Below are 25513 nucleotides of genomic sequence, written 5' to 3'. Positions count from 1 at the left end.
CACGTCCGGGTCCGTTTGTTTCAGGGGCAACTCAATCGGCGCGACGATAAAGCGCGATCAGTGCTGCGCCGATAAGCAGAACTGCCAGTGCCGCAACAAATCCCGCAGATCTTGCGAAAAGTAGCGCCGCGACCCCGGACCATAGTGCGACCCCCAGATTCATCGCGCTTGATCCAAGAGCCATCAGCGCCCCGCGATGTTTTTCGGACAACCCGGCAAGATAGGCCTGCAGGCCCGGCGCGCCGAGCCCGCCCAGAAAGGCCCATACCGCCATGAGAAGGCAGCCCCCAACCAGCCCGACCGGCATTAAGAACAGCGCCGCTATCGCCAGCATCACACCTGCCATGCACAGAAGCATCAATTGCCGCCCATCGCGGACATGCGGAATAAGCCGCGGCATCGCCAGATTGCCCATTAACGTAAGCAGGCCGAAGCCAGCATAGACTAACCCGACCTCGCGCGTGCTTATCGCGTTCAGATCACGAATCCGTTCGCCCGCCAGCGCATAGATCCCGATCGCGCCGCCCAGTCCCAGTCCCATCGCAAGGATTGCAGGCACTGCGCCCGGCACCAGCAGCTTGCCCTGGCCGGCATTGGTGCCGGGCGCGGCGCCCGCGCCTGTGACGCGGCCCGTCACGGGTGCCAGCAGCGCACCGACAAGCGCGAGGCCGAGAAATGCGGAGTGCCAGCCGAAAGCGTCTGTCATGACCGCACCGTAAAGCGGCGCGAGGATGATACCCGAGGTCAGGCCTGCCTGCACGGCAGCGATATTGGCCATGCGCCGGTCAGGTCGGCTGTCGGCAGCCAGCGCAAAGGCAACGGGCAGCATGCCCGCCGCACCCAGCCCGGTTATGGCGCGCGTCGCAATCGCCGTCGAAAAACTGCCCGATACCGCTGTCCCGAGCGAGCCGAGGGCGAATATCGCAACCGAGGGCAGGATCACAGCCTGCCGCCCGATCCGGTCCGATAACCCGCCGAGCAGGGGCGCAAACAGCGCCAGCGGCAGCGCATATGCGCCGATGAACAGGGTTACACGCTCTGGCGCGACGCCCAGATCCGCGCCGATGGGCGTAAGGATCGGGCCGAGCAGGAATTCATCGCTTCCCACCAGAAAGGCGATCAGAAACAGGGTAAGGGTCTTGAAGGTCATGTCCGGATTTTTCCCTTTCGTCAGAACTTGGCGAAAGGGTGCGGCGAAAACTGTCGATCCGGTCCAGCGTGGCCTGACGGCGGTCCCGCAGATCCGCAATGAGCCGGTCCATCTGGTCAAGCTTGTGCTCAAGGTCGGCAAGCCCTGCTGTGCAGGCGCCTGCGCCCTCATCCGTCAGACAGGGTGCCATCGCCAGGATTTCACGCGTCGAGAAGCCGGTCGCGATCATGTCGCGAATACGACCCGCGCGGCGCAGATCGGCTGGCGCGTAACTGCGATAGCCGTTCGCGTCCCGTGACGGCATGATCAGGCCAGCATTTTCGTAATGGCGCAGGATGCGCGGGCTGATCCCGAGTTCGGTGGCCGCTTCGTTGATTTTCATCGCATTTCCCTTTCCCGGACAGGCCTAGGACATTGACACTAGTGTCAATGTCAACGCCGAATCCCTTATGGATCTTGAACGCGGGATGCCGGTCGGGTGCCTCTGTTCCCACAATCGTCGCCCAATCGCGCCGCCACGCCAGTTCCTGCTCGCTGTGCGCGCTATTGCGGCATTGCCGTGGCGGAACAGGCGACAGGACAAACAGCCCGGAACTTTCGTACCCCTATGCTGTTGAACAGGCGTAAATTCGGCCTATTCTGCGCCGCAACAGACCGCGCCAGTCGCAAGGAAGGAAGACCATGACGACCGATACCCAACGCGCCGCCGAGGCCTCGCAGTCTCAGGTCGAGGAGGTGACAGCGGTCGTTCTGCCAGAGCCGCAGGATCAGGTCGTCGCACTTGAAGAAGCGCCGCAGCCCATCGCAGACCAGATTCGCCGCCGTATGGACGAAATAAATCTGCGCGACACCGGTTCCATCGTCAATTTCGGAAGTCGCGCGCAGAACGAATTGCAGGAGATCAGTCAGCAGATGCTGGCCGATGTGAAGAACAAGGATGTCGGCCCGGCCGGCGATTCGCTGCGCAATATCGTGACCACGATCCGCGGCTTCTCGATCAGCGAACTGGACATGCGTCGCGAGCGCAGCTGGTGGGAAAAACTGCTTGGCCGCACCGCGCCATTCGCCCGTTTCGTCGCGAATTACGAGGATGTGCAGGGCCAGATCGACAAGATCACCGAGGATCTGATGACCCACGAGCATCAGCTTCTGAAGGACATCAAGTCGCTTGACGTGCTGTATGACCGGACGCTGAATTTCTATGACGAACTTGCGCTTTACATCGCCGCTGGTGAGGCGAAGCTGCGTGAACTTGATGAAAACACCATCCCCGCGAAAGAGGCCGAGGTGCAGGCCAGCCCCGCCGACGGTCAGGTGATGGAGGCGCAGGAACTTCGCGATCTGCGCACGACCCGCGACGACCTTGAACGCCGGGTGCATGATCTCAAGCTGACCCGGCAGGTGACAATGCAGTCGCTGCCCTCAATCCGGCTTGTGCAGGAAAACGATAAATCGCTGGTGACGAAAATCAATTCGACGCTGGTGAACACGGTTCCGCTTTGGGAAACGCAGTTTGCGCAGGCGGTGACGATCCAGCGCTCGGCGCAGGCGGCCGGTGCTGTCAGGGACGCGACCGATCTGACCAATGAATTGCTGACCGCGAATGCCAGGAACCTGCGCGAAGCGAATGCCCAGATCCGCACAGAAATGGAGCGTGGTGTCTTCGACGTCGAATCGGTTCGAACGGCAAATGCGGAACTGATTGCCACGATCGAGGACAGCCTGCGCATCGCCGATGAAGGTAAGGCGCGGCGCGCTGCCGCCGAGGACGAACTGCTGCGCATGGAAGACGAACTGCGCCGGACGCTTGCCGCCTCTCGCGGCGCGCAGCATCAAGTTGAAAGGCAGGCCCCGAAATCCTGACGCGCGCGCCATACCACCTGAACAGCAGGATTGCCCCCGGCCCTAAGGTGCCGGGGGTTTTGGCGTTGCTCGGGCTGCTCGCGCTGTCGGCCTGTTCGGATATCGGCCGCAAAACCGATGCCCCTCAACAGCCGCCGCCGGTCGCCGAACCCGCGCCCAATCCCCTTGCCGCTGCACCGCCACCGCGTCCGAATTCCGCGTTGCGGGCCGCGCGCGCCAAGCGAGCGACCGATCAGGCGCGCACCGCCGAGCGCGCATCCAGCACACCGGCCAGCCAGACGATGCACGGCTATTTCGTCGGGGTCGAGGATATGCTGACCGCACGCGGGTTGCTGCGCAGCGATGACGGCACCGCAATTTCCCTCACGCCCGAGCAGCTTGCACAGGATTTCGTGAATATCGCGCTTTACGACGAATACAGCCGCGATGGCGCCGATCTGGTCCCCGATGCCCGGCCATCGCGCTTGCGTCGTTGGACGCAGCCGGTGCGGATCGCGGTAGAATTCGGGGCATCTGTCCCCCCGGCGACACGCACGCGCGACCGCGCAGAGGTGCAGGGCTTCGCCGAGCGCCTCGCCGCGCTGACCGGTCACGATATTGCGGCGACGCCCGGCAGCGGGAATTTCACGGTCATGTTCCTGAGCGAAGATGAGCGCCGCAAGATCGGCCCGCGCCTGACAAGCGTCGTGCCGGGCATCCCCGCCAATGACGTTGAAGCGATTCAGTCCTTGCCGCCGCAGAATTATTGCACCGTCTTCGCTTATTCCGTCGGTGACAGCCCGGTTTATTCCGAAGCTGTCGCGATTATCCGCGCCGAATTGCCGCCCCGCTTGCGCAGTTCCTGCATCCACGAGGAGCTTGCCCAAGGCATGGGGCTGGCCAATGACAGCCCGACCGCGCGCCCGTCGATCTTCAATGATGACGAGGAATTCGCGCTTCTGACGCGCCACGATTCGTTGTTGCTTCAAATGCTGTATGACAGGCGGCTTCAACCCGGAATGAATGCCGAGGCGGCGACATCTGTGGTGCGCCAGATCGCCGAGGAACTGGTGCCCTGATGGGTGTCGCGGGACTTCGGGGATCATGGCTTTGACAACCCGCAAGGTGGGGCGGGTCGCATGCGACCAGTTGCAAGACAACTATATCCTTCCACAAGGCCGCCACGCGCCGCTACACTTCAACCCGGAACCGCAACCGATTTCGCGGATTGATCCGAAAGCGTAATATCACGGAGAAACCCATGGCCCTGTTCGATTTCCTTTCGGGCGAATTCATCGATGTCATCGAATGGACAGACGATACCCGCGATACGATGGTCTGGCGCTTTGAACGTCAGGGACATGCGATAAAATACGGCGCCAAGCTAACCGTGCGCGAGGGGCAGTCGGCCGTTTTCGTCCATGAAGGCCAGATCGCCGATGTGTTCGGCCCGGGGCTTTATATCCTTGAAACCAACAACATGCCGATCCTGACCTCGCTTCAGCATTGGGATCATGGCTTCAAATCGCCCTTCAAGTCCGAGATCTATTTCGTCAACACGACACGCTTCAACGACCTGAAATGGGGAACGAAGAACCCGATCATCGCGCGCGACCCGGAATTTGGCCCGGTCCGCATCCGCGCCTTCGGCACCTATTCCATGCGCGTCAGCGACCCGGCCAAATTCATGGCCGAGATCGTCGGCACTGATGGCGAATTCACCAGCGACGAGATCACCTTCCAGCTTCGCAACATCATCGTGCAGGAATTTTCGCGCATGATTGCGTCAAGCGGGATTCCGGTTCTGGATATGGCCGCGAACACCGATCAGCTTGGCAAGATGGTCGCCAAGGCAATCGCCCCGACCGTCGCGAATTACGGCCTCACGATCCCTGAATTCTATATCGAAAATATAAGCTTGCCAGACGAAGTTGAGGCAATGCTGGATAAGCGAACCTCGATGGGCATCGTCGGTGATCTTGACCGTTTCGGACAATACGCGCAGGCCGAGGCGATGCTGAACGCGTCGCAGAATAATGGCGGTGCGGGTGCCGGATTCGGGGCCGGTATCGGCGCGGCAATGGGCATGGGGATGGCCGCTCAGCGCGGTCCCTGGGGTCAGATCCCTGCGCAAAACCCCCAGCATCAGGCTTCAGCTGCGCTGCCGCCGCCATTGCCCGGCACGCGGGGCGAAACGGTCTGGCATATCGCCAGCAATGGCGAAACCGATGGGCCATTCGGGCGCGGTCATCTGGGTCGGCTTGCCAAGGAGGGCAGCTTCACCCGTGACACACTTGTCTGGACGCCGGGACAGGACGGCTGGAAGCCTGCGGATGAGGTCGCGGAACTGGCGCAGCTTTTCACCATCTCGCCGCCCCCGCCGCCGCTTCCGAACGCGGCACCCGGCGAAGCCTGAACTGAATTCGCAGCCGGGCAAGGCGCGATATTGCCCGGCTGCGAAAGCCCGCCCCGCCCGTTCACCGCGTCCCCTGAAAGCCGCGATTCATGCCGACCCCTCCCAGCGAATTCCGCTACCCTTGTGAAAATTGCGGGGCGAGCCTGACATTCTCGCCCGGCGAGCAATCGCTGACCTGCCCCTATTGCGGCCATGTTCAGAAAATCAGCCCCGGTGCGGCGCGCGCACCCGCACGGTCCGCGCGCGAGGGGGCAGACGGCGACCGGGTGCTGCTGGAAGAGCCGGGCACAGGGCGCGCCCTGCAATGGGATGCCAGCCACAAATCCCCTGATCTGTCCGAGATCCCGCTCGAACGAGGGCTGCGGATGGATGCAGGCAGCGATCTGGCAGTGGAACTTCGCACCATTTCCTGTCCGAATTGCGGCGCGAAGTTCGAGCTCTCGGGCGACGGCCACGCCGCCACCTGTCCCTTTTGCGCCACTGCGGTTGTCACCGATACCGGCTCAACCCGACAGATCAAGCCGCAGGGCGTCGTTCCCTTCGTCGTGACAGAAGACCAGGCGCGCGCGGCGCTTGAAGACTGGCTGGGCCGGCTTTGGTTTGCCCCGTCGGGTCTGGTCGCCTATGCGCGCAAGGGCCGGCGAATGACCGGCGTCTATTCACCGTTCTGGACCTTCGATGCGGATACCGCGACCCAATATTCCGGTCAGCGTGGCGACTGGTATTACGAGACGCATTACGTCACCCAGATCGTCAATGGAGAGCGCAGGCGCGTTCCCCAACGCGTGCGCAAAACGCGATGGAGCAGCGCGCGCGGTCGCGTCGGACGTGCGTTCAACGATGTTTTGGTGCTTGCCTCATCGGCCCTGCCCCGGCGTTTCACGGATGCGCTGACGCCGTGGGATCTGTCACATCTTCGCCCCTATGACCCGCAATACCTGGCCGGGTTCGAGGCAGAGGGCTATACCATTCCGCTCGCCTCGGGCCACGACATCGCCCAGCAGGAGATGGCGGGCGTCATCATGATGGACGTTCGCCGCGACATCGGCGGCGACGAGCAGCGTATCGAACGCGCCGAAACCGCCTATGCGTCCGAGACGTTCAAGCATGTCCTGCTTCCTGTCTGGTCAGCAGCTTACAAATACAACGGAAAATCATATCGTTTCGTCGTCAACGGCCAGTCGGGCCGCGTTCAGGGCGAGCGCCCCTGGTCGATCTGGAAAATTGCCGTCGCCGCGATCCTGGCGGCAATCCTGCTGGCGCTGTTCCTGTTCTTTGCCCAGCAGTCCGGCTATGTGGAATTCAACGCCTCGCCGTCAGGATCAGGCAGCTTTCCCTCGACCCCGGACTATATTATCCAAGGTTACTGACGATTTTGGGGGAGAGACGTCCATGATTCTGTGCTGCGGTGAATCGCTGATCGACATGGTGCCCGAAAACGGCATGTATCGTCCCCTGCCGGGTGGCTCGGTCTACAATACCGCTATTGCGCTTGGCCGTCTCGGTGCCCAAACATCCTATCTCTGGCCGCTGTCGCAGGACGCGTTCGGCGACATGCTGCGCGGCCCGCTGGAGGAGGCGGGCGTCGACCTGTCGCTTAGCCCGTCCAGCCACAGGCCCACGACACTGGCATTGGTTTTCCTGAACAATGGCAATGCAACCTACAGCTTCTATGACGATGGCACTGCCGGGCGCATGTTTGAATCCGCGGCCCTGCCCGCCTTGCCGGAAGAGCTTGGTGCGCTGTTCATCGGCGGCATCAGCCTTATTCAGGACCCGTGCGGCGGCGCGGTCGAGGAAATCGCGCATCGCGCATCGGAATCCGGCAAGGTCGTGTCGGTCGATCTGAACATCCGTCCGGGACTTGTGAATGATGAGCGCGCCATACGCGAACGCTACAGTCGTTTGCTTCATATCGCCGATATCGTGAAGATTTCGGATGAGGATGCAGCGTGGCTGTTTCCCGACGCCGCACCGGGAGATACCGCGGCGCGGCTTCTGGATCTTGGCCCGAAGCTTATCCTGCGCACCCATGGTTCGGACGGATCGACCGCGATCCACGCCTCGGGAAGCTTCAATCACCCGGCGCGCAAGGTCGAGGTCGCTGACACGATCGGCGCCGGCGACACCTTCAATGCTGGCATCCTGACCTCGCTTGCGGAAACCGGCTCGCTCAGCAAGGACGGGCTTGACGCGATCACCGAGGAGTATATCCGCGCGGCGCTGGAACTTGCGGCGCGCGCAGCAGCCATCACGGTATCGCGCCCCGGCGCGAACCCGCCCTGGCGTCGTGAGCTGGACTGAAAAGCATACGCATGAAACAAAAGCGCCGCCCTGAAAGGCGGCGCTTTGCTGTTCCGTCGAGGAGATTTGCGGCCTATGCCGCTTCCGCATCCTCGGCAGCCTGACGACGCTCGCTTTCCTCGCGGGACAGCGCGACAGAGGTCCGCACCCCTTTGGAGACGAATTCCATCAGTCCCTTCACGACACGCTCGTTCGGGTCAATGCCGGCGCAGGACAGCACCTCGCGCCCATCGCGCGAGCGTGCCCAGCGGGCGATCTGTTCCGGCCCGTTGCCGTATTTCTTGTCGTCAGCAATGGCATCATCAAGTGCAGCAAGAACCACGGCCGCAAACAACTTGCGGGCGCGCTGACCTTGTTCAAAGTTGAATGCAGATCCATCTACGAAATCACGCATCTTTACCGTCCTGACCAAAAATGTATCATCGCCCGATTGGGGCGCTAGTTATCCCGGACTTGATTCTGGGTGGTGGAACTGTCTAACGCATCGCATACCTGATTCGGTATAGCGCTAACCTCATTACAGCCATGCAACAAACGCATAGCTAGACACCAGAACTCTCGAATCCATGCAGTTTAAACGCCGCAGAGCACTGCCGGTTGCAAACCATGTGATAATTCATTCAAATAAATCAAGCTGTCCCTCGAACATATTATCTTTTTGCCCGAATCCTGACAGTGTGATGCCCAAAAGGCGCACACCGCGCGGATCAGGCATCACACCAGCAAGCAGGGCCTGCCCGATTTCAAGCAGTTCTGCCTCGTTCATGACCGGGCGGTGCAGGGAATGGGCGCGTGTGATCTGGTGAAAATCCGTATACTTCACCTTCAGGGTCACTGTCCGGCCCCGCGCCGCGGCGCGCTCTGCATGGCGCCAGACCTTCGCGGCCAGCGGGGCAAGCGCCTCCTGCCCTGCGGACAGGTCGTGAAGGTCGTCAAAGTAAGTGTTTTCCGCACCGATGGATTTGCGGATGCGGTCTGCACGAACCTCGCGCCGGTCGATCCCGCGCGAAATATCGTGATACCAGCGGCCAGATTTGCCGAAACGTGCCTGAAGAAATTCCAGGCTCTGCGCGCGCAGATCGGCGCCCGTCTCGATCCCGAGGCGCTTCATCTTGGCGGCGGTCGCTGGCCCGACGCCGTGGAACCTGCCGACCGGCAGGCTTGCGATGAAAACCGCCCCTTGTTCGGGCGGGATGACGAACTGGCCATTCGGTTTCCTCTGATCCGAGGCTACCTTGGCAAGGAACTTGCAATAGCTGATGCCGGCACTGGCCGTGAGGCCCGTTTCGGCAAGGATTGCGGCACGAATCTCGGCGGCGGTCGCCGTGGCCGTCATGCCCGCGCGCAACCGGCCGGTCAGATCCAGATAGGCCTCGTCCAGTGAAAGAGGTTCGATCAATGGCGTATAGCGCGCAAAAATCTCTCGTATCTGGGCGCTGACCGCGCGGTAGACGTCAAATCTCGGCTTCACGAAGATCAGGTCCGGGCAGCGCCGCGACGCTGTGACGGAAGGCATCGCCGAGCGCACGCCAAAGCGCCGCGCCTCATAGCTGGCGGCTGCGACCACGCCGCGTTTGCTGGCGCCCCCGACCGCCACCGGCTTGCCGCGCAGGTCGGGATTGTCACGCTGTTCGACCGAGGCATAGAAGGCGTCCATGTCGATATGGACGATGCGGCGAGGTTCCTCGCCCGCGCTCATTCAGCCGCGACCGGCACGCCCCCGGCAGTCATGCCCGGCCCGATACGATCGAAGCGAAGATAGGCGATCGCGCGCCCGCCGGACTGCGTGTGGATCGTGCCCGCCTCTCGTCCGTCGGGCAGCAATATTGCGGTACCGGGTGCGACCTCGCCGTCGATGACGACACGGGCGAGGCCCTTGCGCAGCTCGGTTTTGTGTTTCATCCGGGCTGTCACCTCTTGCCCGACATAGCACCCCTTGCGGAAATCGACGCCGTGCAGACGCTCGAACCCCATTTCAAGGATGAAGCTGTCATTCGGGACCAGTTCGATTCCAGCCTCGGGGACCAGGTTCTCGACCCGGATCGCATCCCAGTCGCTGCCATCATCGTGGCCGACCCCGTAGCCGCGCCAGCCAAGCGCAGGGCCCCGAGGATCGGAAATAGCGCCATCCGGCGCGGGCCCCGTGCCGCGCGTTACCCCGCGCCCGTCAGCCGCGATCTCGACCTTGGCGCGCAGCTTGTACATGCTCAGACGGCGCTGAAGGTCGTCCGACTGATCCGCCGATACGTCCAGCAGCAGCGCATCCTCACCGTCCGGGATTATGAAGAAATCGGCCAGATATTTGCCCTGAGGGGTCAGCAGCGCGGCATAGACCGGCGCACGGCGCACGTCATTGGTCACCACACCCTGCAGGAAATCCACACGATCCGGGCCGGTCACGCGTAAAAGGCGACGCTTGGTCATACGGTCATATCCCCGAACTGCAAACGGACAAGCGCGGCATAGGCACCGCCCTGCGCCATAAGTTGGTCATGATCGCCCTGTTCGACAACCCGCCCTGCCTCCAGCACGATGATCTTGTCGGCATTGCGGATGGTCGAGAGCCGGTGCGCGATGACCAAGGTCGTCCGGTCGTGCGACAACTGATCGAGAGCCTCCTGCACCATGCGTTCGGACGCCGCATCCAAGGCAGACGTTGCCTCGTCCAGAAGCAGGATCGGCGCATTGCGCAGCACCGCCCGCGCGATCGCGACCCGCTGGCGCTGCCCGCCCGACAGTGCCGATCCGCGCGGTCCGACACGGCTTTCCAGCCCAAGCGGAAGCGCATTCGCGAATTCGGCGACATGCGCGGCTTTGGTCGCGCGATCAAGGTCATCATCAGTTGCGTCGTGGCCGAGCGTGATATTCTCAAGCAACGTCTCGTCAAACAACGCGGGGTCCTGTGACACGACCGAAAATTCGTCGCGCAGGGTGGCAAGATCGTATTCCCGAAGCGCGATCCCGCCAAGGGTGATCGCACCTGCTTCGGGGTCGATCATGCGCGTCAGCAGGTTGAAAACCGTGGTCTTTCCCGCGCCCGACGGTCCCACAAGCGCGGTTGTCTGACCGGGCTCCGCCACGAAGCTGAGCCCGCGCAATACCTGTGTATCGCCATAGCTCAGATAGACGTCGTCAAACGCAATGCGCGTCGTCGGTGGCGGCTCGATCCGCGGGCCGGATGTGACCGAGGGCTTCGTGTCGAACACCTGATAGATACGTTCCAGACTGGCGGCTGCGATCTGCCATGACCCGGCCAACCCGCCCAGACGACGCAGCGGCTGGAAGGCCAGCGAAAGCGCCGCGAAGAACGCCATGAAATCCCCGACCGTACGCTCGCCGCTTGTCACCTCGGACCCGCCAAGCGCCAGCACGCCCACGAAACCGATCCCCGTCACCACGTCGATCAGCGCCGGAACAACTGCCCCGGTCGCAGCGATCTTGACCTCCAGCCTCCGGATACGGTCTACGATGGCCGAGAAGCGGGCAGTCTGGCGATCCTCGATCCGGTTCAGTCGCACAGTGCCGATCCCGTGCAGCACCTCGTCGATCCGGTTCGCCCGGTCGGATGCATTCTGCCGCGACCCGCGGGTTTTGCGGCGAACATAGCGCTGCACCCAGATTGTCGGCAGGATCAGAAGCGGTGCCCCGACAAGCGCCGCCAGCGTCCATTCCGCGTCGATCCGCAATGTCACATAGAACAGACCGATCAATGACACGATGTCGCGTCCGGCGCCCGTAATGAACGTTTGCCAGATCCCTTGCACAGCCTTCGTGTCGCCCTGAATCCGCTCGATCAGCGCGCCCGGCGGGTTCTGCTGAAAGAAGTTCATGTCGAGCCGCATGATATGCGACAGAAGATCGACCTGCATCCTCGTGCCGACGGCCTGCTGGATCGAAACCAGCATGCTGCGGTTAATGACCGATGTGATCGCGCGCGTCAGGAACAGCGCGAAGATCATGCCGCCGACCCACCACATCGCCTTGCTGTCGCCGCCGACAAAAACACGGTCGAATAGCGGCTTCAGCATCCAGCTGAGGACAGCAAGGGTCGAGCCCTCGATTATCATGAAAAACAGCGCGACCCCCATCCGCCGCCAGTAGCCCTGCAGATAGTCCTTCCAGATCCGCGCAAAGAGGTTGGTATTGCTCGACTTTGCCATGCCCTGATCTAGCCCGCTCCGCGTACCGCCCGCAAGCCGTGCTAATCGCGCTGGAAGGCACGGAACGCAGCGGAAGCACCCCAACCTGCAAGCGCCGCGATCAGCAGCGACATCAGCCCGTAAAGCAGCGGCTGCGCGAAAGCGAGATGATAAAGCCAGCGCTCAAGGCCGACCTTGCGCACCTCCAGCGGGGCGGAATAGCTGTCGATCACCCTGCCCTGCCGAAGCAGGAAGATGCGCGTCTTGTAAGTGCCTTCGACGAGATTCGCCGGCAGCCGGATATTTGCGCGAAACAGCGTGTCATCGACCAGCTTGACCGCGCCGTCATCCAGCCGGTAAGCCCCTTCGGCAATGCGCATCGCAATCATCGCCTCGGTGAAATCGACCGGATCATCGACATTCACCGGCCGCGCAAAGGCCCGCATCGCCGTCGGGATGGATATGCGATAGATCGCATCCTCGTCCGCATCAAGGATCAGCCGCAGCGGCGCGGTCGTGGCGACGGCATAAAAGCTGGGTGCCGCACCCACGACGACACTTTCGGTATTCACCCAGATACCGAAACGACGCGATTTGCGGCGAATCGTGACGCTGCGCGACGGCCCTTCGACGGTCGCGATCACCTGCAATAGGCTTCCCGACGGCACCGGCGCCTGTCGCTTGACAGCGCCGAACAGCAGGATCTCCGATCCGTCGAAATTCGTCGTGATCGACACCGCGTCCGAGGACATGCCCGCGACCACCTGCTCGGGCGCTTCCGGTGCGGGCGCGCCCGGCATGCCGCGATCGGCCTGCGGCGACGGAAAGGACATGATCGGGGGCACATCCTCGACAACCGGGCTCGCCTCGGTGCCGTTTCCGCGCGTCTCGACCTGCGCCCAGCCAGGACCGCAGACCAGACCGGCGGCCAGAAGAAGAAACGCCAGCCGCGTCATTCGGGAAGGAGAGGCATCGCTCATATGATGCCCGGCGTCAGCGAATAAAGGTTGTCCGGCCGCAGGACCAGGTCCATCGCCAGCTTCAGGCAGACCGCCAGCACCACAAGGGCCAGCAGAATACGCAGCTGTTCCGCACGCAACCTTGCGCCCAGATTAGCGCCGATCTGTGCGCCGGTCACGCCGCCAACGATCAGCAGGACTGCCAGCATGACATCGACGGTGTTGTAGCTGACCGCATGCATCAGCGTGGTGAAGGCGGTCACGAACGTGATCTGAAACAGCGAGGTCCCGATCACCACCTTTGTCGGCATGCCAAGCAGATAGATCATCGCCGGCACCATGATGAAGCCGCCGCCAACCCCCATCATCGCCGAGAGGATGCCCACAACCATCCCCACCGCCAGCGGCGGGATCACGCTGAGATAAAGGCCCGAGGTGCGGAACTTCATCTTGAAGGGTAACGCGTGGATCCAGCCATGATGCCGCCGGACCGAACGTTTTCCCGACCGCGTCCGGCGCAGCGCGCGCAGGCTTTCGGCAAGCATCATCGAGCCGACAATTCCAAGCATCACGACATAGCTGATCTGCACGACAAGATCGACCTGCCCGACCCGCCGCAACAGGTTGAACAGCAGCACCCCGAAGGCGGAACCGACCAGACCGCCGATCAGCAGGATCGTCCCCATACGGAAATCGACCGACCGGCGCTTCACATGTCCAAGCACGCCAGACACCGATGACGCCACGACCTGATTTGCGCCGGTGGCAACCGCAATCGCCGGGGGAATTCCGATGAAGAACAGCAGGGGCGTTATCAGGAAGCCGCCGCCGACACCAAACATCCCGCTCATCAGCCCGACGATTCCGCCAAGTCCGATCAGGGTGAAGGCATTCACCGCCACCTCGGCAATGGGAAGATAGATCTGCATGCGCGGTGCCTGTAGGGTGTTGACCTCATCTAGCCAATTCCTGGGCCCGTCGTCAAAGGCGCTCTGGCAGAAATGTGCGGGTTGCCGCGTGACTCGGCGGGCGATAATCATGGACTGACGACATAGCGGCGCCAAAGGGATGACATGCGGATTCTGATCACCAATGACGACGGCATCAATGCACCGGGGCTGGTTGTCGCACAGGAGATCGCGGCAGAACTTGCCGGTCCGGGTGGCGAGGTCTGGGTGGTCGCCCCCGCGTTCGAGCAGTCGGGCGTCGCGCATTGCATCTCATACGCGCATCCGACGATGGTCGCGCGACTTGACGAGCGCCGCTTCGCCGCCGAGGGCAGCCCCGCCGATTGCGTATTGGCGGCCGTTTACGATGTCATGAAGGACGCACCGCCCGATCTGGTCTTGTCGGGCGTGAATGCAGGAAACAATTCCGGTGAAAATACCGTCTATTCCGGCACCGTCGGCGGCGCGATGGAGGCCGCATTGCAGGGTCTTCCCGCCGTTGCGCTGTCGCAATATTTCGGCCCGGCGATGCGTGATATGGCCGATCCCTTTGAACCCGCGCGCCGGCACGGTGCCGCGATCGTCAGGCGGCTGCTCGATCACGCCGACTGGACCTCGGATGCGGATTTCCGGCTGTTCTATAACGTCAACTTTCCACCCGTTCCGGCAGCAGAGGTCAAGGGCCTGCGTGTCGCGGCGCAGGGTCGCCGCAGCGGTCCCGGCTTCGGGGTCGAGCCGTTCGTCGCGCCGAACGGCCGGCGCTATCTATGGGTCAGAGGCACACCGCAGGACCGCCCGGCAACACCCGGCAGCGATGTCGCGCTCAACCTCGAAGGTCATGTCACGGTGACACCGATGCGCGCTGATATGACCTGCCACGCTTCGCTTGGTTCGCTGCAGAAGGCGCTTGACGGATGAGCGATGAGAATGAAGACGGTGCCGAGGATCTGGCAGAGCGCAAGATGCGTTTTCTGTTTCAGCTTCGGTCGCACGGGGTGACCGATCCCCGCGTCCTCGCCGCGATGGAACGGATCGACCGGGGCGAATTCGTGCGCGGCCATTTTGAAGACCGCGCCTATGACGACACGCCCCTGCCCATTCAGTGCGGACAGACAATCAGCCAGCCGTCGGTCGTGGGATTGATGACACAGGCGCTGAACCCCGCGCCGCGCGATACGGTGCTGGAGATCGGGACCGGATCGGGCTATCAGGCGGCGGTGCTTTCGGGTTTGTGCCGGCGCGTCTATACCGTCGAACGGCACCGCCGTCTCGTGACCGAAGCGGAAACACTTTTTGAGCGTTTGCGCCTGTCCAATATCACCGTGCGGCTTGCCGATGGCAGCTACGGCCTGCCCGAGCAGGCACCCTTTGATCGCATAATCGTCACCGCCGCGGCCGAAGATCCGCCCGGCCCGCTATTGGCGCAGTTGAAAATCGGCGGTATCATGGTTGTGCCGGTCGGCCAGTCCGACGCAGTGCAGACATTGATCCGGGTCAACCGGACAGAAACAGGCTTTGAATATCACGAACTGCGTCAGGTTCGCTTTGTGCCGCTTGTTGAGGGGTTGGGTTCCGGTTGAACCCGCTTGTGACAGGCCGGATGCGTAGAGACGGTCGCAGGCAGTCGCAAAGGACGGGGCAAAGGCGATGAGCAGGAATATCCTTGGAAGCATGGCAATGCTGTCGATGACCGCAGTTCTGGCCGGCTGCCAGAATTTCCCGGTCGTCCAGCAGGACATCGCATCAATCGGCGGCGGCATCGCGACGCGGATGCCACAGGCATCGACCGCGACGAGCATGCCGCGCATGCCTGGTGCCGCAACCGGCGGCACCACGGCGGCGACGGGTGGAACCGTAACCGACCCGTTCGCGGGGCAAGGTGTCGCCGCGCCTGACGTGCCCGGCTCCGGTAACGCAGCGGCAAGCCAATCCACCGCCAGCACCACGCAGAAAACCGTATCGGCGACGACTCACAAAGTCGAAAGTGGCGAGACAGGTTGGTCCATCGCGCGCAAATACGGGGTATCAGCGCAAGAGCTCGCGGCGGCAAACGGTCTTGATGCAGCAATGCCCATCCGCATCGGACAGACACTGAAGATACCAGCGCGCGTCGTCACCGCCAGCAACGATGCTTCCGCGCCGGGTCAAGGCACGCCGACACCGATGCCACCATCGGCCGCGAAGCCGCTGCCAGACGAAAAGACCGCACCAAGCAGTACCCCTGTCGCCAAGCCCGCGACGCCCGATCTTGGATCGACGCGCACCTCGGCTTCTGGCAGCGGCAAGTTCACGATGCCGGTCGCCGGGTCGATCACGCGGACATTCCGCAAGGGCAGCAATGACGGTATCGACATCGCCGCAGCGTCCGGCAGCACTGTCGCTGCGGCGGGCAGCGGGCGTGTCGCGGCAGTTACCCGCGACACCGATGGTGTCCCCATCGTCGTGATCCGCCATGACGGGGATCTGATGACGGTTTATGCGGGCATGGCAAACCTGTCGGTCCAGAAAGGCGATCAGGTGTCGGCCGGGCAGAAAATCGGCACCGCCGGCAATTCGGGCGCAATTCATTTCGAGGTGCGCAAAGGTTTCGAAGCAGTCAACCCTGAAGGCTACTTGTAGGGCCGCATCAGCACGCGAAATCTGATTGCGACCCCGGCAGTTTCCGCATTGCGGTCATGCCGGGGTGGCTGTGTCTCAATGACGCTCAGGCGCCTTTCAGCCCGGCCGAAATGGCTGCCGTAACTTCCTGGCGGATGGCACGGCGCAGGTTGCGGCTGATCCGATCACCCATCTCGCCCTGAAGCTCCTGGCGGATCACGTCGCGGACAAGGTTGCGCAGCGCGTTCCCGCCTGCCATCTGATCCTCTTCCTCTTCAGGGCCTTCGGCGGCGAACAGATCGAACCCCTCGACCCGCGCGATTGCGGCATCGAGATGTGGCGTCGTGCGGGAAACTTCTGCGAGCATCATGTCATTCTCCTGACTGTGGGGGATTGGTGTCGTGTCGGTCTGGCGACAGGCGTGACTGTCTGGCAGCGCCGCTTCGTCGGGCAGCTGCGGATCTGCATGGTTGCTGTCGCTGCTCGCCGCAACAGAATCGTCGCCGTCATGCTGCATGTCGGCACGGCGCAGGATCAGGCGGTCATCGGCAAATGCCACGCCTTCAAGTTCCCGCTCTATCACTGTTCGAAGCTTTTCGGCCTGCGGACCCAGCATCAACGCGCTGCGGTCCTTACCCGATGCGTCTGTGCGCCGGATGGGCGTCGCGAAATCAGGTACTGCGCCGTCCTGAGAAATCAGGCGTCGGATTGATTCCAGCACGTCGCCGATTTGGGGAGGAATTGCCTGGGCGGCCAGTTCAGACATGGCCGCCCCCGATGTTCAGAAGCTTAGTTGCTTTTGCCGAGCGCCCGCATGACACGGTCAAGGCTTTCGCCCTGCCGGCTGGTATAGGGCGCATCGCGCACTGCATTATAGTAGGCTGATGGATCATATGTGGGTATTCCCAGTTTCAGGTCTTTCACCGTCAACAAACCCATAGCAGCCAATAGTTGATAATGTGCTAACTGCAGAGTTGCCTCTGCAGTAATTCTGTCGACCCGCGCCTCCAGCAGCGATTGTTCGGCGTCAAGCACGTCGAGCGTGGTGCGCGCGCCAAGCGTCGCTTCCTCGCGCACACCGTCATATGCCTGCTGGGCCGCCGAGATCTGCTGATTGATCGCGCCGATCTGCGCCTGCGCAACGTCGATATTCGCCCAGGCAATGCCAACCGCCTGATTGACCTGACGCGACACATTCAGCAGGGACGAGCGCGCCTCGTCGCGCTGCGCCATCGACTTGCGATGCGTCGCAGAAAGCCGTCCGCCGGAATAGAGCGTCTGTGACAACGACAACCCGAGGCCCGCCTGCGATCCACCGTCCTTGTCTGCCTGCGCCGACACCGAACCGGTAATCGTCGGATTTCGCTCTGCCTCGGCGGCGGCGACGCCCAGTTCCGCAGCAGCAACAAGTCGGCTCGCCTGAAGGATCGAGGGATGATTCTTCTGCGCACTCGCCTGTGCTGCCGCCAGCGACGCGGGGCGCTTCGGCAGGGGCGGTGGCGCGTTCAGACCCTTTGGCTTGGCACCGGTCGCAGCGGCGTAATCCTCATACGCGACCTGCAGATCGCCTTCGGCGGAGGATAGCGAGGCACGCGAAGCGGCAAGCTGCGCATTCGCCTGCGCAACATCAGTCACGGTGATTTCGCCCACTTCAAAGCGATCCTGCGCCGCCTGCAATTCCTGGCCCAGCACCCGAACCGAGTTCTGTTGCAGTTCCACCTGCTCGGCCGCTTCGCGCACTTCCATGAAGGCCTGCACCGCCGTCAGAAGCACGTCCTGTTCGACACCGAGCAGGGCATAGCGCGTGGCGAGAACGGTTTCTTTCGCAGCGTCAATCGACGCGCGCGAACGCCCGAAATCGTAAAGCGTCATAGACGCGGTCAGGGCCGTCGTCGTCGTCGTCGATTCGAAACCTTCGCTTTCGACAAAATTGTGGTTGAGTGTCCATTCAAGAACCGGCCTCAGCGCGGCCATCGCGCTTGCCACATCCTCGTCCGCCGCGCGCAGAACCGCCCGCTCCTGCTCAAGCAGGTGAGAGTTGCGGTAGGCGGCGACCAGCGTATCGCCAAGCGTTTCGGCAGCGGCCGGAAGGGCGGCAGTGCCAAGCGCGATGGCCAGCACCGAACGACGCATCAGCGCCCGATATGATTTGGCGAATCCAGTCATCGTGGCGCCTCTCTCTCTCAAAAAACGAACTCAGCGGACCTGGTAAAGCCGGGCAACACGGGAACTGCGGCATTGAATGCGAACCGCCAATTGATCTGCCCGTCGATCTTGTAGCCGATCCGCGCGACGCCAAGACCGCCTTCCATGAAGATCGCGCCGACGCGGCCGCCTTCCTTCAGTTGATCGGCGATCGCGTTCGGCAATTGCTCGATCCCGCCGGAAATCAGTATCACGTCATAGGGTGCCTGTCCCGGATAACCTTCGGTCAGCCCGCCCGTGACGACCGCGACATTGTCGATCCCCTGCTCGGCCAGCGTCGTTTCTGCGTGCCGCGCCATTTCGGTATGCGATTCCAGCGCCACGACCGCCTCGGCGAGACAGGCGGTCACCGCGGCGTCATAGCCCAGCCCTGCCCCGATGTTCAGAACCAGTTCGTCCGGCTGAATATTCAGACCGTCCAGCATCTTGCCGAAGCTGCGCGGCTCCAGCAGCCAGCGATCCTCGCTCAGCGGCACATTCTCGCCGACATAGGCGACGGAACGGCGCGCATCCGGGACGAACGCTTCGCGCGGGACGCTCAGCATCGCCTCGATCACCGGGTATTTCGTCACATCGTTTGGGCGGACCTGGGTGTCCACCATCATGGTTCGCGCTTGCGTGAAATCGACCATGGGAAAGCCTTTGATCTGTGTCATCCTTTCTTGGCATGAAAGCGTCAAAGGAGCAACGCACCGAATGCACATGCAATCCGACGGTTCGCGCTTGCAAGGCGCCAAGGCTTAGACTATCCCATGCGGACCTCTAACCGGCGGTGGGTTGGCGGAGAGGTTACGCACCGGATTGCAAATCCGTGAAGACCGGTTCGATTCCGGTACCCACCTCCAAGCCTGCCCCTGCCCCGAAACGGACGGACGCTGTTGATCTATCGCGGCGCATCCTGGCTGGCCGACAGCATGTTGCGGCCCTTTGCTTCGGGCGATCTGGCCGAGAGGCTGGTCGTCGATGCGCCCGCGCCGTCCTGCGCGGCGCTGATCTGGCTGCACGGCGCAAGTGTCGGCGAGCTGATGTCCGCCCGACCCGTCATCGAGGCACTTTCGGAGCGCTGTTCCCTGATCCTGACGACGAACACGACAACAGGACGCGCGCTTGCGCAAAGCTGGGGAATGCAGGCGCGGCTTGCACCGCTGGACACGCCGCAGGCACTGAAGCGATTCATCGCGCGCTTTCAGCCGAAAGTCGCGGTGACGCTGGAAAACGAACTTTGGCCGAACCGTTCGGCAGCACTTGCGGCGACCGGCATCCGGCAAATGGTGATCGGGGCGCGCATGTCTGAACGGTCCGCGCGGCGGTGGGACAAGCTGCCCTGGCTGATCGGCCCGATGCTTGGGCGCATCGACGGGCTGTCGGCGCAGGATCTCGGCAGTGAGGAACGTCTGGCGCGTCTCGGACTGCCTGCCGACGCGCTGCTGCCGCGCATGCAGCTGAAGCTTCTGACGCCCGCGCAGACGACCCCCGGTCCCCAGCCCGAGACACGCGACCGGACGATCCTTGCGGCCTCGACCCATGACGGAGAGGACAGTCTGATCCTTGATGCTTTCATGGCCGCACGGCGTCAGGTTGGCGGGCTGCGCCTGATCCTCGCGCCGCGCCATCCGGTTCGCGCAGATGATGTGGCCGGGCTCATGTCCGCACGCGGGCTGGTCCCGGCGCGCCGGTCGGCAGGCGCAGACGAAACCGCACCGATCCTGCTTGCCGATACGCTGGGAGAGATGGGGCGCTGGTACGATGCGGCGTCTATTTGTATCACCGGCGGATCTCTGGTGGCGAAGGGCGGTCATACCCCGTGGGAGCCCGCCGCCCATCGATGCGCGATCCTGCATGGCCCGCATGTCGCCAATTTTGCCGAGGATTACGCCCTTCTCCATGCCGTCGGTGGGGCCGAAACGCTCGCGGTTGATTCCGGCGCGACACTTGCCCGGCTGGCCGCCTCGCCGGCGCTTGCCCGGCAGATGGGTCAGGCGGCCGAGCGGCTTCTGAAGACGCGCGCAGGCGATGCCGCGCCGCTGGTTGACGCGATCCTGATGGCCGCCGGCATTGCGATAGCTGGCAAGCATGCCGATATTGATGCGGAGAAAGGAACCGCTTCGTGATCCACTACGACCTCAGATGCAATGACGGGCACCAGTTTGATGGCTGGTTCGCCTCATCCTCGGCTTTCGAGGCACAGCGCGATGGCGGCCATCTGCAATGCGCGGTTTGCGGCACGGGTGAAGTCGATCGTGTGCTCATGGCTCCGGGCGTTCCCGCGAAGTCCAACCGGCTGACCGGAAACGAAAAAACCGATATCGAAAAGCTGCGCGCAGAGGTCGAGGCAAATTCTGACTATGTCGGCCTGCGCTTCGCCGATGAAGCGCGCGCCATGCATGAAGGACGCAGCGAAAGCCGGTCGATCTATGGCGAAGCGCGCATCGCGGACGCGCGCGCGCTTGCCGAGGATGGGGTTCCGATTGCGCCTCTGCCGTTCATTCCGAAGCAGAAGGCGAACTAGGCCGCCTCGCTGTTTTCGTCAGTCCGGCTCGGTGATGGTCAGTGAAACCGGGCTCAGCCCCTCGACATCGCCGACAAGGTGATTGCCCGGCGAAACCGGGCCGACACCTGCCGGTGTGCCGGTCATCAGGACGTCACCGGGCGCGAGATGGTAAAGGTGCGACAGCCGCGACAGCAGCTCCGGCACCGACCAGACCATATCCGACAACGGCCCGTCCTGTCGCAGATCGCCATCCAGACGCAGGCGGATGCGCTGATCGCGCAGCGCGCCGAATTGGGCCGCGGGCGTGACCGGGCCGATCACAGCCGATTCCTCGACATCCTTGGCCATATCCCAGGGAAGCCTGTTGTCCTTGGCGTAATTCTGAAGATCGCGGCGGGTCATATCCAGACCGACCGCATAGCCGAAAACTGCTGTCGCAGCTTCGGCTTCATCGGCCTTGAACAGCGGCTTTCCGACCATCACGCAGAATTCAACCTCGTAATGATAGTTCGAGGTGCCGGGCGGATAGTTGCTTTCCATCCCGCTTGGCAGAAACGCGAGCGCCGATTTCGTGAAGAAGATCGGCTGTTCGCGATTGACCTCGTCACCCATTTCGGCGGCATGGGCGGCGTAATTCTTGCCCACGCAAAAGATGCGGTGGATCGGATAGCGCCGCGCTTCGCCCACGACCGGAAGCGCCGGCCAGGCGGGGGAAGGATACAGGTTTTCGGTCATCTCGGCTCCTCTTGGATTGGCGTGCAGCCTAGCGCCCGGATCAAAGCTGCGCCAGAAATTCCGTGACCGTCCGGCGAACCGACCCGCCTTCGGCGCGCGTCCTGCCGATCGCGGCGCGCAGGTCTTCAAGGCTGATCTGGCGCAGCAGGTGCTTCACCGGACCGATAGAGGCCGGCCGCATCGACAGGCGGCGGATGCCCAACGCCGCGAAGGTCAGCGCCTCGACCGGACGGCCTGCATCCTCGCCGCAGAAGGACAGCTTCACCCCCGCTTCATCGCAGCGAGCGATGATCTGGTCGAGCAGTGACAGGAACGGCTCGCTGAGCGAATCGTAGCGGCGGCGGACCAGTTCGTTTTCGCGGTCGGCGGCAAAGAAGAACTGCTTCAGGTCGTTGCCGCCAATGGACACGAAATCGCATGACCTGAAGAAGCTGAGCGGCGCGAAAGCCAGCGCCGGGGTTTCAAGCATCGTGCCGACGCGGATATCCTCGGGCATGCCGTGGCCAAGGCGCTGTTCGCGCGCCAGTTCCTCCATCAGAACCTTGCGCGCGGCATGGAACTCGCTCGGTTCAGCAATGAACGGGAACATGACATGTAGGGGACGCCCGACCGACGCACGGATCAGCGCCTGCAACTGCATCCGGAGCACGCCCCGCTTGTCCAGCCCAACGCGGATCGCGCGCCAGCCCATCGCAGGGTTCGGCTCGTCCTGCGGCTTCATGTAAGGCAGGACCTTGTCCGAACCGATATCGAGCGTGCGGAAGATGACCGGACGGCCATGCGCGGCGTCCATGACCCGAGAATAAAGCGCGGCGAGTTCCGACCGGCGCGGCACACGGGTGCGGGTCAGAAACTGCAGCTCTGTGCGGAACAGGCCGACACCTTCCGCGCCGGAACTTTCCATGCTGGGCAGATCGGCCATCAGACCCGCGTTCATGAACAGTTCGATCCGCGTTCCGCACGAGGTCGTGGCCGGCAGCTCGCGCAGCCCGGAATAGCGTTTCTGTGCCTCGGCCTGCATGGCGATCTTGTCGCGAAAGGCGGCGGCGACGCTGTCCTCGGGGCGCAGATGGACGATGCCCGCATCGCCATCAACCAGGATCGCGTCGCCGTTCAGCGCTTCGGTCGTGATCCGGCTGGCGTGAATCACCAAAGGAATCGCCAGCGCGCGTGCGACAATGGCGGCATGGCTGCCGACGCTGCCTTCTTCCAGCACCACACCCTTCAGCTTGCGCCCGTAATCCAGCAGTTCGGCAGGGCCGATATTGCGCGCGATCAGGATCGGGTTTTCCGGCATCTCTGCGCCGGTATCGCTGCCCTGCCCGGTCAGAATTCGCAACAGCCGGTTCGACAGGTCATCCAGATCGTGCAACCGATCGCGCAGATAGGGATCGGCTGCCATCTCCAGACGCGCGCGCGCCTGCGACTGCTCTTTCTCGACTGCGGCTTCGGCGGAAAGACCCAGGTCGATGTCTTCCTCCATCCGCCGCATCCACGAACGGGAATGCGCGAACATACGATAGGCTTCCAGCACCTGCGCGTGATCGCCGTCTTCGGACATGTCCGCTTCAGCCAGCATCGAATCGACGCGCTGGCGCAGCGCTTCTACGCCATTTCGAAGCCGGGCCTTTTCCTTTTTGGGATCATCGCCGACGGGGTTCGCCACGACGACGCGCGGTTCGTGAAGCCAGACACGGCCTTCCGCGGCCCCTTCCTGTGCCCCGGTGCCGCGGAACATGCCGGGGAAGCGGTGCGCCAGCGGCAGGCGATCATCGGCATTGCCCAGAAACGCGCCCAGTTCTGCCATCTCGGCCAGCACCATTGCGACGACTTCAAGGCCGTAGACGTCATCCTCGGTGAATTGGCGGGCTTCGCGCGACTGCACGACCAGCACGCCCAGCTTCTCGCCAACGCGCTGGATCGGAACGCCAAGGAAGCTTGAATACACCTCCTCGCCCGTCTCTGGCATGAAGCGAAAGCCCGGTTCTGCGGGGGCGTCGGCCGCGTTGACATGGCGTCCGGTGCGCGCGACACGCCCGACCAGCCCCTCACCCAGACGCAGCCGGGTCTTGTGAACTGCATCGGGGTTCAACCCTTCGGTCGCACAAAGCTCCAGCGTGTCGGCATCGCGAAAAAGATAGACCGAACACACTTCCGTCCCAAGCGAATCGGCAATGTGATGAGTGATCTGATCCAGCCGATCCTGACTTGCGCCAGGGGCGGCCAGCGTATCGCGCAGCCGTCTGAGCAATTTCCGGGAATCACTGTCCTTGCGGATCGGCATCACACCCTGCCATCGTCGCCCAGGCGACGCTTACGCTGTCTTCTCCAACTCGAACGCATCATGCAGTGCCTGTACGGCCAGTTCCATGTATTTGCGGTCGATGAGCACAGAAATCTTGATCTCCGATGTCGATATCACCTTGATGTTGATATTTTCGTCGGCAAGTGCCCGGAACATGCGCGCCGCAACCCCGGCATGCGACCGCATCCCGATGCCGACGACGCTGACCTTCGCGACATCGGTGTCGACGATCAGTTCTTCGTACTGGATGGTGCCGGCGCGCCGGGCGTCTTCCATCGCCTTCTTCGCACGCTCGACCTGATTGATCGGGCAGGAAAACGTCATGTCGGTCACCGAGCCTGGGTGATCCTCATAGTCCTTTTCGGAGATGTTCTGGACGATCATGTCCACATTCACGCCACCCTCGGCCAGCGGCGCGAAGATCGCGGCGGAAATGCCGGGGCGGTCCTCAACCGTGACCAGCGTGATCTTGGCTTCATCGCGAGAGAAGGCGACGCCAGAGACGACTTTCGATTCCATGATTTCTTCCTCATCGCAGACCAGAGTGCCGGAGGTTTCGTCGGTATCCTCGAACGAGGACAGCACCCGCAGGCGGACATTATAGCGCATCGCCAGCTCGACCGAGCGGGTTTGCAGGACTTTCGCGCCAAGGCTGGCCAGTTCCAGCATCTCCTCGAAGGCGATGCGCTCCAGCTTGCGGGCCTTCGACGTGATGCGCGGATCGGTGGTATAGACCCCGTCCACGTCGGTATAGATATCGCAGCGCTCTGCCTCGAAAGCTGCGGCGAAGGCGACGGCGGTGGTATCGGACCCGCCACGCCCCAGCGTGGTGATCCGTCCGTCCGGCGCCAGACCCTGAAAGCCAGCGACGACCGCGACCTTGAAGCCTTCGGCGAATTTCTGGTCCAGATTGGCGCGCGGGATGCTTTCGAAACGCGCTGCAGAATGCTGCGCGGTCGTGTTGATCGGCACCTGCCAGCCCTGCCACGACCGCGCAGGCACTTCCATTTCCTGAAGGGTCAGCGCCATCAGCCCGGCGGTAACGTTCTCTCCCGAACTGACAACCGCGTCATATTCCCGCGCATCGAACAGGGGCGAGGTCTGCTCGACCCAGCCGACCAGTTCGTTCGTCTTGCCCGACATCGCGCTGACGATGACGATCACGTCATAGCCGCGTTCGACCTCGCGCTTGACCTTCTGGGCCGCGTTTCGGATCCGGTCGAGATCGGCGACGGATGTGCCGCCGAATTTCATCACCAGCAAGGGCATGCTGTCCCCCTTATTCGTCCCCACGATGCGGGGCCTTGAAAACGGGCATCTTCTAGGACCACGGCGGGATGCGCGCAAGGCCACGGTTGAAAGGCCTTGAAAAAACCCTGTTGGCAGGGCCGGATCGACATCGTTTCGCCGGCCCGGAAAATG

The 25513-nt window shown here is 62.8% G+C and carries 24 protein-coding genes and 1 tRNA gene; 11 read left to right on the top strand and 14 right to left on the bottom strand.

Annotated elements, in window-relative coordinates; genetic code table 11:
- Nucleotides 1–31 precede the first annotated feature (31 nt).
- Nucleotides 32–1150, bottom strand: coding sequence for an MFS transporter (locus FQV27_RS12295; protein WP_147098868.1), 1119 nt, complete (start codon nucleotides 1148–1150; stop codon nucleotides 32–34).
- A complete protein-coding gene (locus FQV27_RS12290; RefSeq protein WP_147098866.1) occupies nucleotides 1095–1532 on the bottom strand; it encodes a MerR family transcriptional regulator in 438 nt (145 codons plus the stop codon). Before FQV27_RS12290 ends, FQV27_RS12295 begins: the two co-directional genes overlap by 56 nt.
- Nucleotides 1533–1831: 299 nt before the next feature.
- Here FQV27_RS12290 and FQV27_RS12285 point away from each other — a divergent pair, with 299 nt between their 5' ends.
- From FQV27_RS12285 to FQV27_RS12265, 5 genes are all read left to right on the top strand, one after another.
- Complete coding sequence (locus FQV27_RS12285; protein WP_147098864.1) at nucleotides 1832–3013, top strand: toxic anion resistance protein; 1182 nt, start codon at nucleotides 1832–1834, stop codon at nucleotides 3011–3013.
- 65 nt (nucleotides 3014–3078) lie between these two features.
- Nucleotides 3079–4071, top strand: coding sequence for a DUF2927 domain-containing protein (locus FQV27_RS12280; protein WP_246133089.1), 993 nt, complete (start codon nucleotides 3079–3081; stop codon nucleotides 4069–4071).
- A gap of 182 nt (nucleotides 4072–4253) precedes the next feature.
- Nucleotides 4254–5408: an SPFH domain-containing protein gene (locus tag FQV27_RS12275; RefSeq protein ID WP_147098862.1), complete on the top strand. Its 1155-nt coding sequence runs from the start codon at nucleotides 4254–4256 to the stop codon at nucleotides 5406–5408.
- A gap of 89 nt (nucleotides 5409–5497) precedes the next feature.
- Nucleotides 5498–6778 carry a TFIIB-type zinc ribbon-containing protein gene (locus FQV27_RS12270; RefSeq protein ID WP_246133088.1) on the top strand — a complete coding sequence of 427 codons (1281 nt, stop codon included), beginning with the start codon at nucleotides 5498–5500 and terminating at the stop codon, nucleotides 6776–6778.
- A 22-nt stretch (nucleotides 6779–6800) separates the two neighbouring features.
- Nucleotides 6801–7712 carry a carbohydrate kinase family protein gene (locus tag FQV27_RS12265; RefSeq protein ID WP_147098861.1) on the top strand — a complete coding sequence of 304 codons (912 nt, stop codon included), beginning with the start codon at nucleotides 6801–6803 and terminating at the stop codon, nucleotides 7710–7712.
- Between the two features lie 73 nt (nucleotides 7713–7785).
- Here the strand turns inward: FQV27_RS12265 and FQV27_RS12260 are convergent, their stop codons facing one another.
- The 6 genes from FQV27_RS12260 to FQV27_RS12235 all read right to left on the bottom strand — a co-directional run bounded on the left by FQV27_RS12260 (nucleotide 7786) and on the right by FQV27_RS12235 (nucleotide 13739).
- On the bottom strand, nucleotides 7786–8106 hold the full coding sequence (locus FQV27_RS12260) for a DUF6280 family protein (protein WP_090524829.1): 321 nt from the start codon (nucleotides 8104–8106) through the stop codon (nucleotides 7786–7788).
- Nucleotides 8107–8328: 222 nt separating this feature from the next.
- The gene (dinB, locus tag FQV27_RS12255; RefSeq protein WP_147098858.1) at nucleotides 8329–9411 is read right to left on the bottom strand and encodes a DNA polymerase IV; all 1083 of its coding nucleotides are present in this window, start codon (nucleotides 9409–9411) and stop codon (nucleotides 8329–8331) included.
- A complete protein-coding gene (ygfZ, locus tag FQV27_RS12250) occupies nucleotides 9408–10136 on the bottom strand; it encodes a CAF17-like 4Fe-4S cluster assembly/insertion protein YgfZ (RefSeq protein ID WP_147098856.1) in 729 nt (242 codons plus the stop codon). Before ygfZ ends, dinB begins: the two co-directional genes overlap by 4 nt.
- The gene (locus tag FQV27_RS12245; RefSeq protein WP_147098855.1) at nucleotides 10133–11872 is read right to left on the bottom strand and encodes an ABC transporter ATP-binding protein; all 1740 of its coding nucleotides are present in this window, start codon (nucleotides 11870–11872) and stop codon (nucleotides 10133–10135) included. Before FQV27_RS12245 ends, ygfZ begins: the two co-directional genes overlap by 4 nt.
- Before the next feature lie 41 nt (nucleotides 11873–11913).
- Complete coding sequence (locus FQV27_RS12240) at nucleotides 11914–12831, bottom strand: TIGR02186 family protein (RefSeq protein WP_342779887.1); 918 nt, start codon at nucleotides 12829–12831, stop codon at nucleotides 11914–11916.
- On the bottom strand, nucleotides 12828–13739 hold the full coding sequence (locus tag FQV27_RS12235; protein ID WP_147098853.1) for a sulfite exporter TauE/SafE family protein: 912 nt from the start codon (nucleotides 13737–13739) through the stop codon (nucleotides 12828–12830). Before FQV27_RS12235 ends, FQV27_RS12240 begins: the two co-directional genes overlap by 4 nt.
- A gap of 144 nt (nucleotides 13740–13883) precedes the next feature.
- Between FQV27_RS12235 and surE the strand changes: the two genes are divergently transcribed.
- The 3 genes from surE to FQV27_RS12220 all read left to right on the top strand — a co-directional run bounded on the left by surE (nucleotide 13884) and on the right by FQV27_RS12220 (nucleotide 16376).
- Nucleotides 13884–14675, top strand: a complete 792-nt coding sequence (gene surE, locus FQV27_RS12230) for a 5'/3'-nucleotidase SurE (RefSeq protein ID WP_147098851.1) — start codon at nucleotides 13884–13886, stop codon at nucleotides 14673–14675.
- Nucleotides 14672–15337 carry a protein-L-isoaspartate(D-aspartate) O-methyltransferase gene (locus FQV27_RS12225; RefSeq protein WP_147098849.1) on the top strand — a complete coding sequence of 222 codons (666 nt, stop codon included), beginning with the start codon at nucleotides 14672–14674 and terminating at the stop codon, nucleotides 15335–15337. Before surE ends, FQV27_RS12225 begins: the two co-directional genes overlap by 4 nt.
- A gap of 67 nt (nucleotides 15338–15404) precedes the next feature.
- Nucleotides 15405–16376 carry a M23 family metallopeptidase gene (locus FQV27_RS12220; protein WP_147098847.1) on the top strand — a complete coding sequence of 324 codons (972 nt, stop codon included), beginning with the start codon at nucleotides 15405–15407 and terminating at the stop codon, nucleotides 16374–16376.
- Between the two features lie 85 nt (nucleotides 16377–16461).
- On the opposite strand, the gene FQV27_RS12215 is transcribed toward FQV27_RS12220, so the two are convergent.
- Genes FQV27_RS12215 through FQV27_RS12205 form a run of 3 tightly spaced genes read right to left on the bottom strand, consistent with a single transcriptional unit; the run spans nucleotide 16462 to nucleotide 19192 of the window.
- Nucleotides 16462–17121, bottom strand: coding sequence for a hypothetical protein (locus tag FQV27_RS12215; RefSeq protein ID WP_147098845.1), 660 nt, complete (start codon nucleotides 17119–17121; stop codon nucleotides 16462–16464).
- Between the two features lie 23 nt (nucleotides 17122–17144).
- Complete coding sequence (locus FQV27_RS12210; protein WP_147098843.1) at nucleotides 17145–18521, bottom strand: TolC family outer membrane protein; 1377 nt, start codon at nucleotides 18519–18521, stop codon at nucleotides 17145–17147.
- A 17-nt stretch (nucleotides 18522–18538) separates the two neighbouring features.
- Nucleotides 18539–19192, bottom strand: a complete 654-nt coding sequence (locus FQV27_RS12205; RefSeq protein ID WP_147099006.1) for a protein-L-isoaspartate O-methyltransferase family protein — start codon at nucleotides 19190–19192, stop codon at nucleotides 18539–18541.
- A 139-nt stretch (nucleotides 19193–19331) separates the two neighbouring features.
- On the opposite strand from FQV27_RS12205, the gene FQV27_RS12200 reads away from it, so the two are divergent.
- The 3 genes from FQV27_RS12200 to FQV27_RS12190 all read left to right on the top strand — a co-directional run bounded on the left by FQV27_RS12200 (nucleotide 19332) and on the right by FQV27_RS12190 (nucleotide 21069).
- Nucleotides 19332–19405: transfer RNA gene (locus tag FQV27_RS12200), tRNA-Cys, on the top strand.
- Between the two features lie 33 nt (nucleotides 19406–19438).
- A complete protein-coding gene (locus FQV27_RS12195; protein WP_147098841.1) occupies nucleotides 19439–20671 on the top strand; it encodes a 3-deoxy-D-manno-octulosonic acid transferase in 1233 nt (410 codons plus the stop codon).
- The gene (locus FQV27_RS12190) at nucleotides 20668–21069 is read left to right on the top strand and encodes a DUF1178 family protein (protein WP_147098838.1); all 402 of its coding nucleotides are present in this window, start codon (nucleotides 20668–20670) and stop codon (nucleotides 21067–21069) included. The genes FQV27_RS12195 and FQV27_RS12190 overlap by 4 nt, the downstream gene beginning before the upstream one ends.
- Before the next feature lie 18 nt (nucleotides 21070–21087).
- Here the strand turns inward: FQV27_RS12190 and FQV27_RS12185 are convergent, their stop codons facing one another.
- Genes FQV27_RS12185 through FQV27_RS12175 form a run of 3 tightly spaced genes read right to left on the bottom strand, consistent with a single transcriptional unit; the run spans nucleotide 21088 to nucleotide 25360 of the window.
- A complete protein-coding gene (locus FQV27_RS12185; RefSeq protein ID WP_147098836.1) occupies nucleotides 21088–21786 on the bottom strand; it encodes a fumarylacetoacetate hydrolase family protein in 699 nt (232 codons plus the stop codon).
- Between the two features lie 40 nt (nucleotides 21787–21826).
- The gene (gene ptsP / locus FQV27_RS12180; protein WP_147098834.1) at nucleotides 21827–24070 is read right to left on the bottom strand and encodes a phosphoenolpyruvate--protein phosphotransferase; all 2244 of its coding nucleotides are present in this window, start codon (nucleotides 24068–24070) and stop codon (nucleotides 21827–21829) included.
- A gap of 30 nt (nucleotides 24071–24100) precedes the next feature.
- A complete protein-coding gene (locus tag FQV27_RS12175) occupies nucleotides 24101–25360 on the bottom strand; it encodes an aspartate kinase (protein ID WP_147098832.1) in 1260 nt (419 codons plus the stop codon).
- Nucleotides 25361–25513 lie beyond the last annotated feature (153 nt).

Origin of the sequence: Paracoccus aurantiacus (assembly GCF_007993065.1) — a bacterium.
Lineage (GTDB): Bacteria > Pseudomonadota > Alphaproteobacteria > Rhodobacterales > Rhodobacteraceae > Paracoccus > Paracoccus aurantiacus.
The sequence above is the reverse complement of the archived record's forward strand: the minus strand, read 5'-3'. Positions and strand labels throughout refer to the sequence as shown.

What these genes read in the sequence shown, in the direction of transcription:
- FQV27_RS12245 (WP_147098855.1), bottom strand. Translation starts at nt 11,872, where the DNA reads ATGGCAAAGTCGAGCAATACCAACCTCTTTGCGCGGATCTGGAAGGAC.
- FQV27_RS12215 (WP_147098845.1), bottom strand. Translation starts at nt 17,121, where the DNA reads ATGTCTGAACTGGCCGCCCAGGCAATTCCTCCCCAAATCGGCGACGTG.
- FQV27_RS12205 (WP_147099006.1), bottom strand. Translation starts at nt 19,192, where the DNA reads ATGGTCGATTTCACGCAAGCGCGAACCATGATGGTGGACACCCAGGTC.
- ptsP (WP_147098834.1), bottom strand. Translation starts at nt 24,070, where the DNA reads ATGCCGATCCGCAAGGACAGTGATTCCCGGAAATTGCTCAGACGGCTG.
- FQV27_RS12220 (WP_147098847.1), top strand. Translation starts at nt 15,405, where the DNA reads ATGAGCAGGAATATCCTTGGAAGCATGGCAATGCTGTCGATGACCGCA.
- FQV27_RS12185 (WP_147098836.1), bottom strand. Translation starts at nt 21,786, where the DNA reads ATGACCGAAAACCTGTATCCTTCCCCCGCCTGGCCGGCGCTTCCGGTC.
- FQV27_RS12175 (WP_147098832.1), bottom strand. Translation starts at nt 25,360, where the DNA reads ATGCCCTTGCTGGTGATGAAATTCGGCGGCACATCCGTCGCCGATCTC.
- ygfZ (WP_147098856.1), bottom strand. Translation starts at nt 10,136, where the DNA reads ATGACCAAGCGTCGCCTTTTACGCGTGACCGGCCCGGATCGTGTGGAT.
- FQV27_RS12285 (WP_147098864.1), top strand. Translation starts at nt 1,832, where the DNA reads ATGACGACCGATACCCAACGCGCCGCCGAGGCCTCGCAGTCTCAGGTC.
- FQV27_RS12270 (WP_246133088.1), top strand. Translation starts at nt 5,498, where the DNA reads ATGCCGACCCCTCCCAGCGAATTCCGCTACCCTTGTGAAAATTGCGGG.
- FQV27_RS12225 (WP_147098849.1), top strand. Translation starts at nt 14,672, where the DNA reads ATGAGCGATGAGAATGAAGACGGTGCCGAGGATCTGGCAGAGCGCAAG.
- FQV27_RS12210 (WP_147098843.1), bottom strand. Translation starts at nt 18,521, where the DNA reads ATGACTGGATTCGCCAAATCATATCGGGCGCTGATGCGTCGTTCGGTG.
- FQV27_RS12240 (WP_342779887.1), bottom strand. Translation starts at nt 12,831, where the DNA reads ATGAGCGATGCCTCTCCTTCCCGAATGACGCGGCTGGCGTTTCTTCTT.
- surE (WP_147098851.1), top strand. Translation starts at nt 13,884, where the DNA reads ATGCGGATTCTGATCACCAATGACGACGGCATCAATGCACCGGGGCTG.
- FQV27_RS12260 (WP_090524829.1), bottom strand. Translation starts at nt 8,106, where the DNA reads ATGCGTGATTTCGTAGATGGATCTGCATTCAACTTTGAACAAGGTCAG.
- dinB (WP_147098858.1), bottom strand. Translation starts at nt 9,411, where the DNA reads ATGAGCGCGGGCGAGGAACCTCGCCGCATCGTCCATATCGACATGGAC.
- FQV27_RS12265 (WP_147098861.1), top strand. Translation starts at nt 6,801, where the DNA reads ATGATTCTGTGCTGCGGTGAATCGCTGATCGACATGGTGCCCGAAAAC.
- FQV27_RS12235 (WP_147098853.1), bottom strand. Translation starts at nt 13,739, where the DNA reads ATGCAGATCTATCTTCCCATTGCCGAGGTGGCGGTGAATGCCTTCACC.
- FQV27_RS12295 (WP_147098868.1), bottom strand. Translation starts at nt 1,150, where the DNA reads ATGACCTTCAAGACCCTTACCCTGTTTCTGATCGCCTTTCTGGTGGGA.
- FQV27_RS12290 (WP_147098866.1), bottom strand. Translation starts at nt 1,532, where the DNA reads ATGAAAATCAACGAAGCGGCCACCGAACTCGGGATCAGCCCGCGCATC.
- FQV27_RS12275 (WP_147098862.1), top strand. Translation starts at nt 4,254, where the DNA reads ATGGCCCTGTTCGATTTCCTTTCGGGCGAATTCATCGATGTCATCGAA.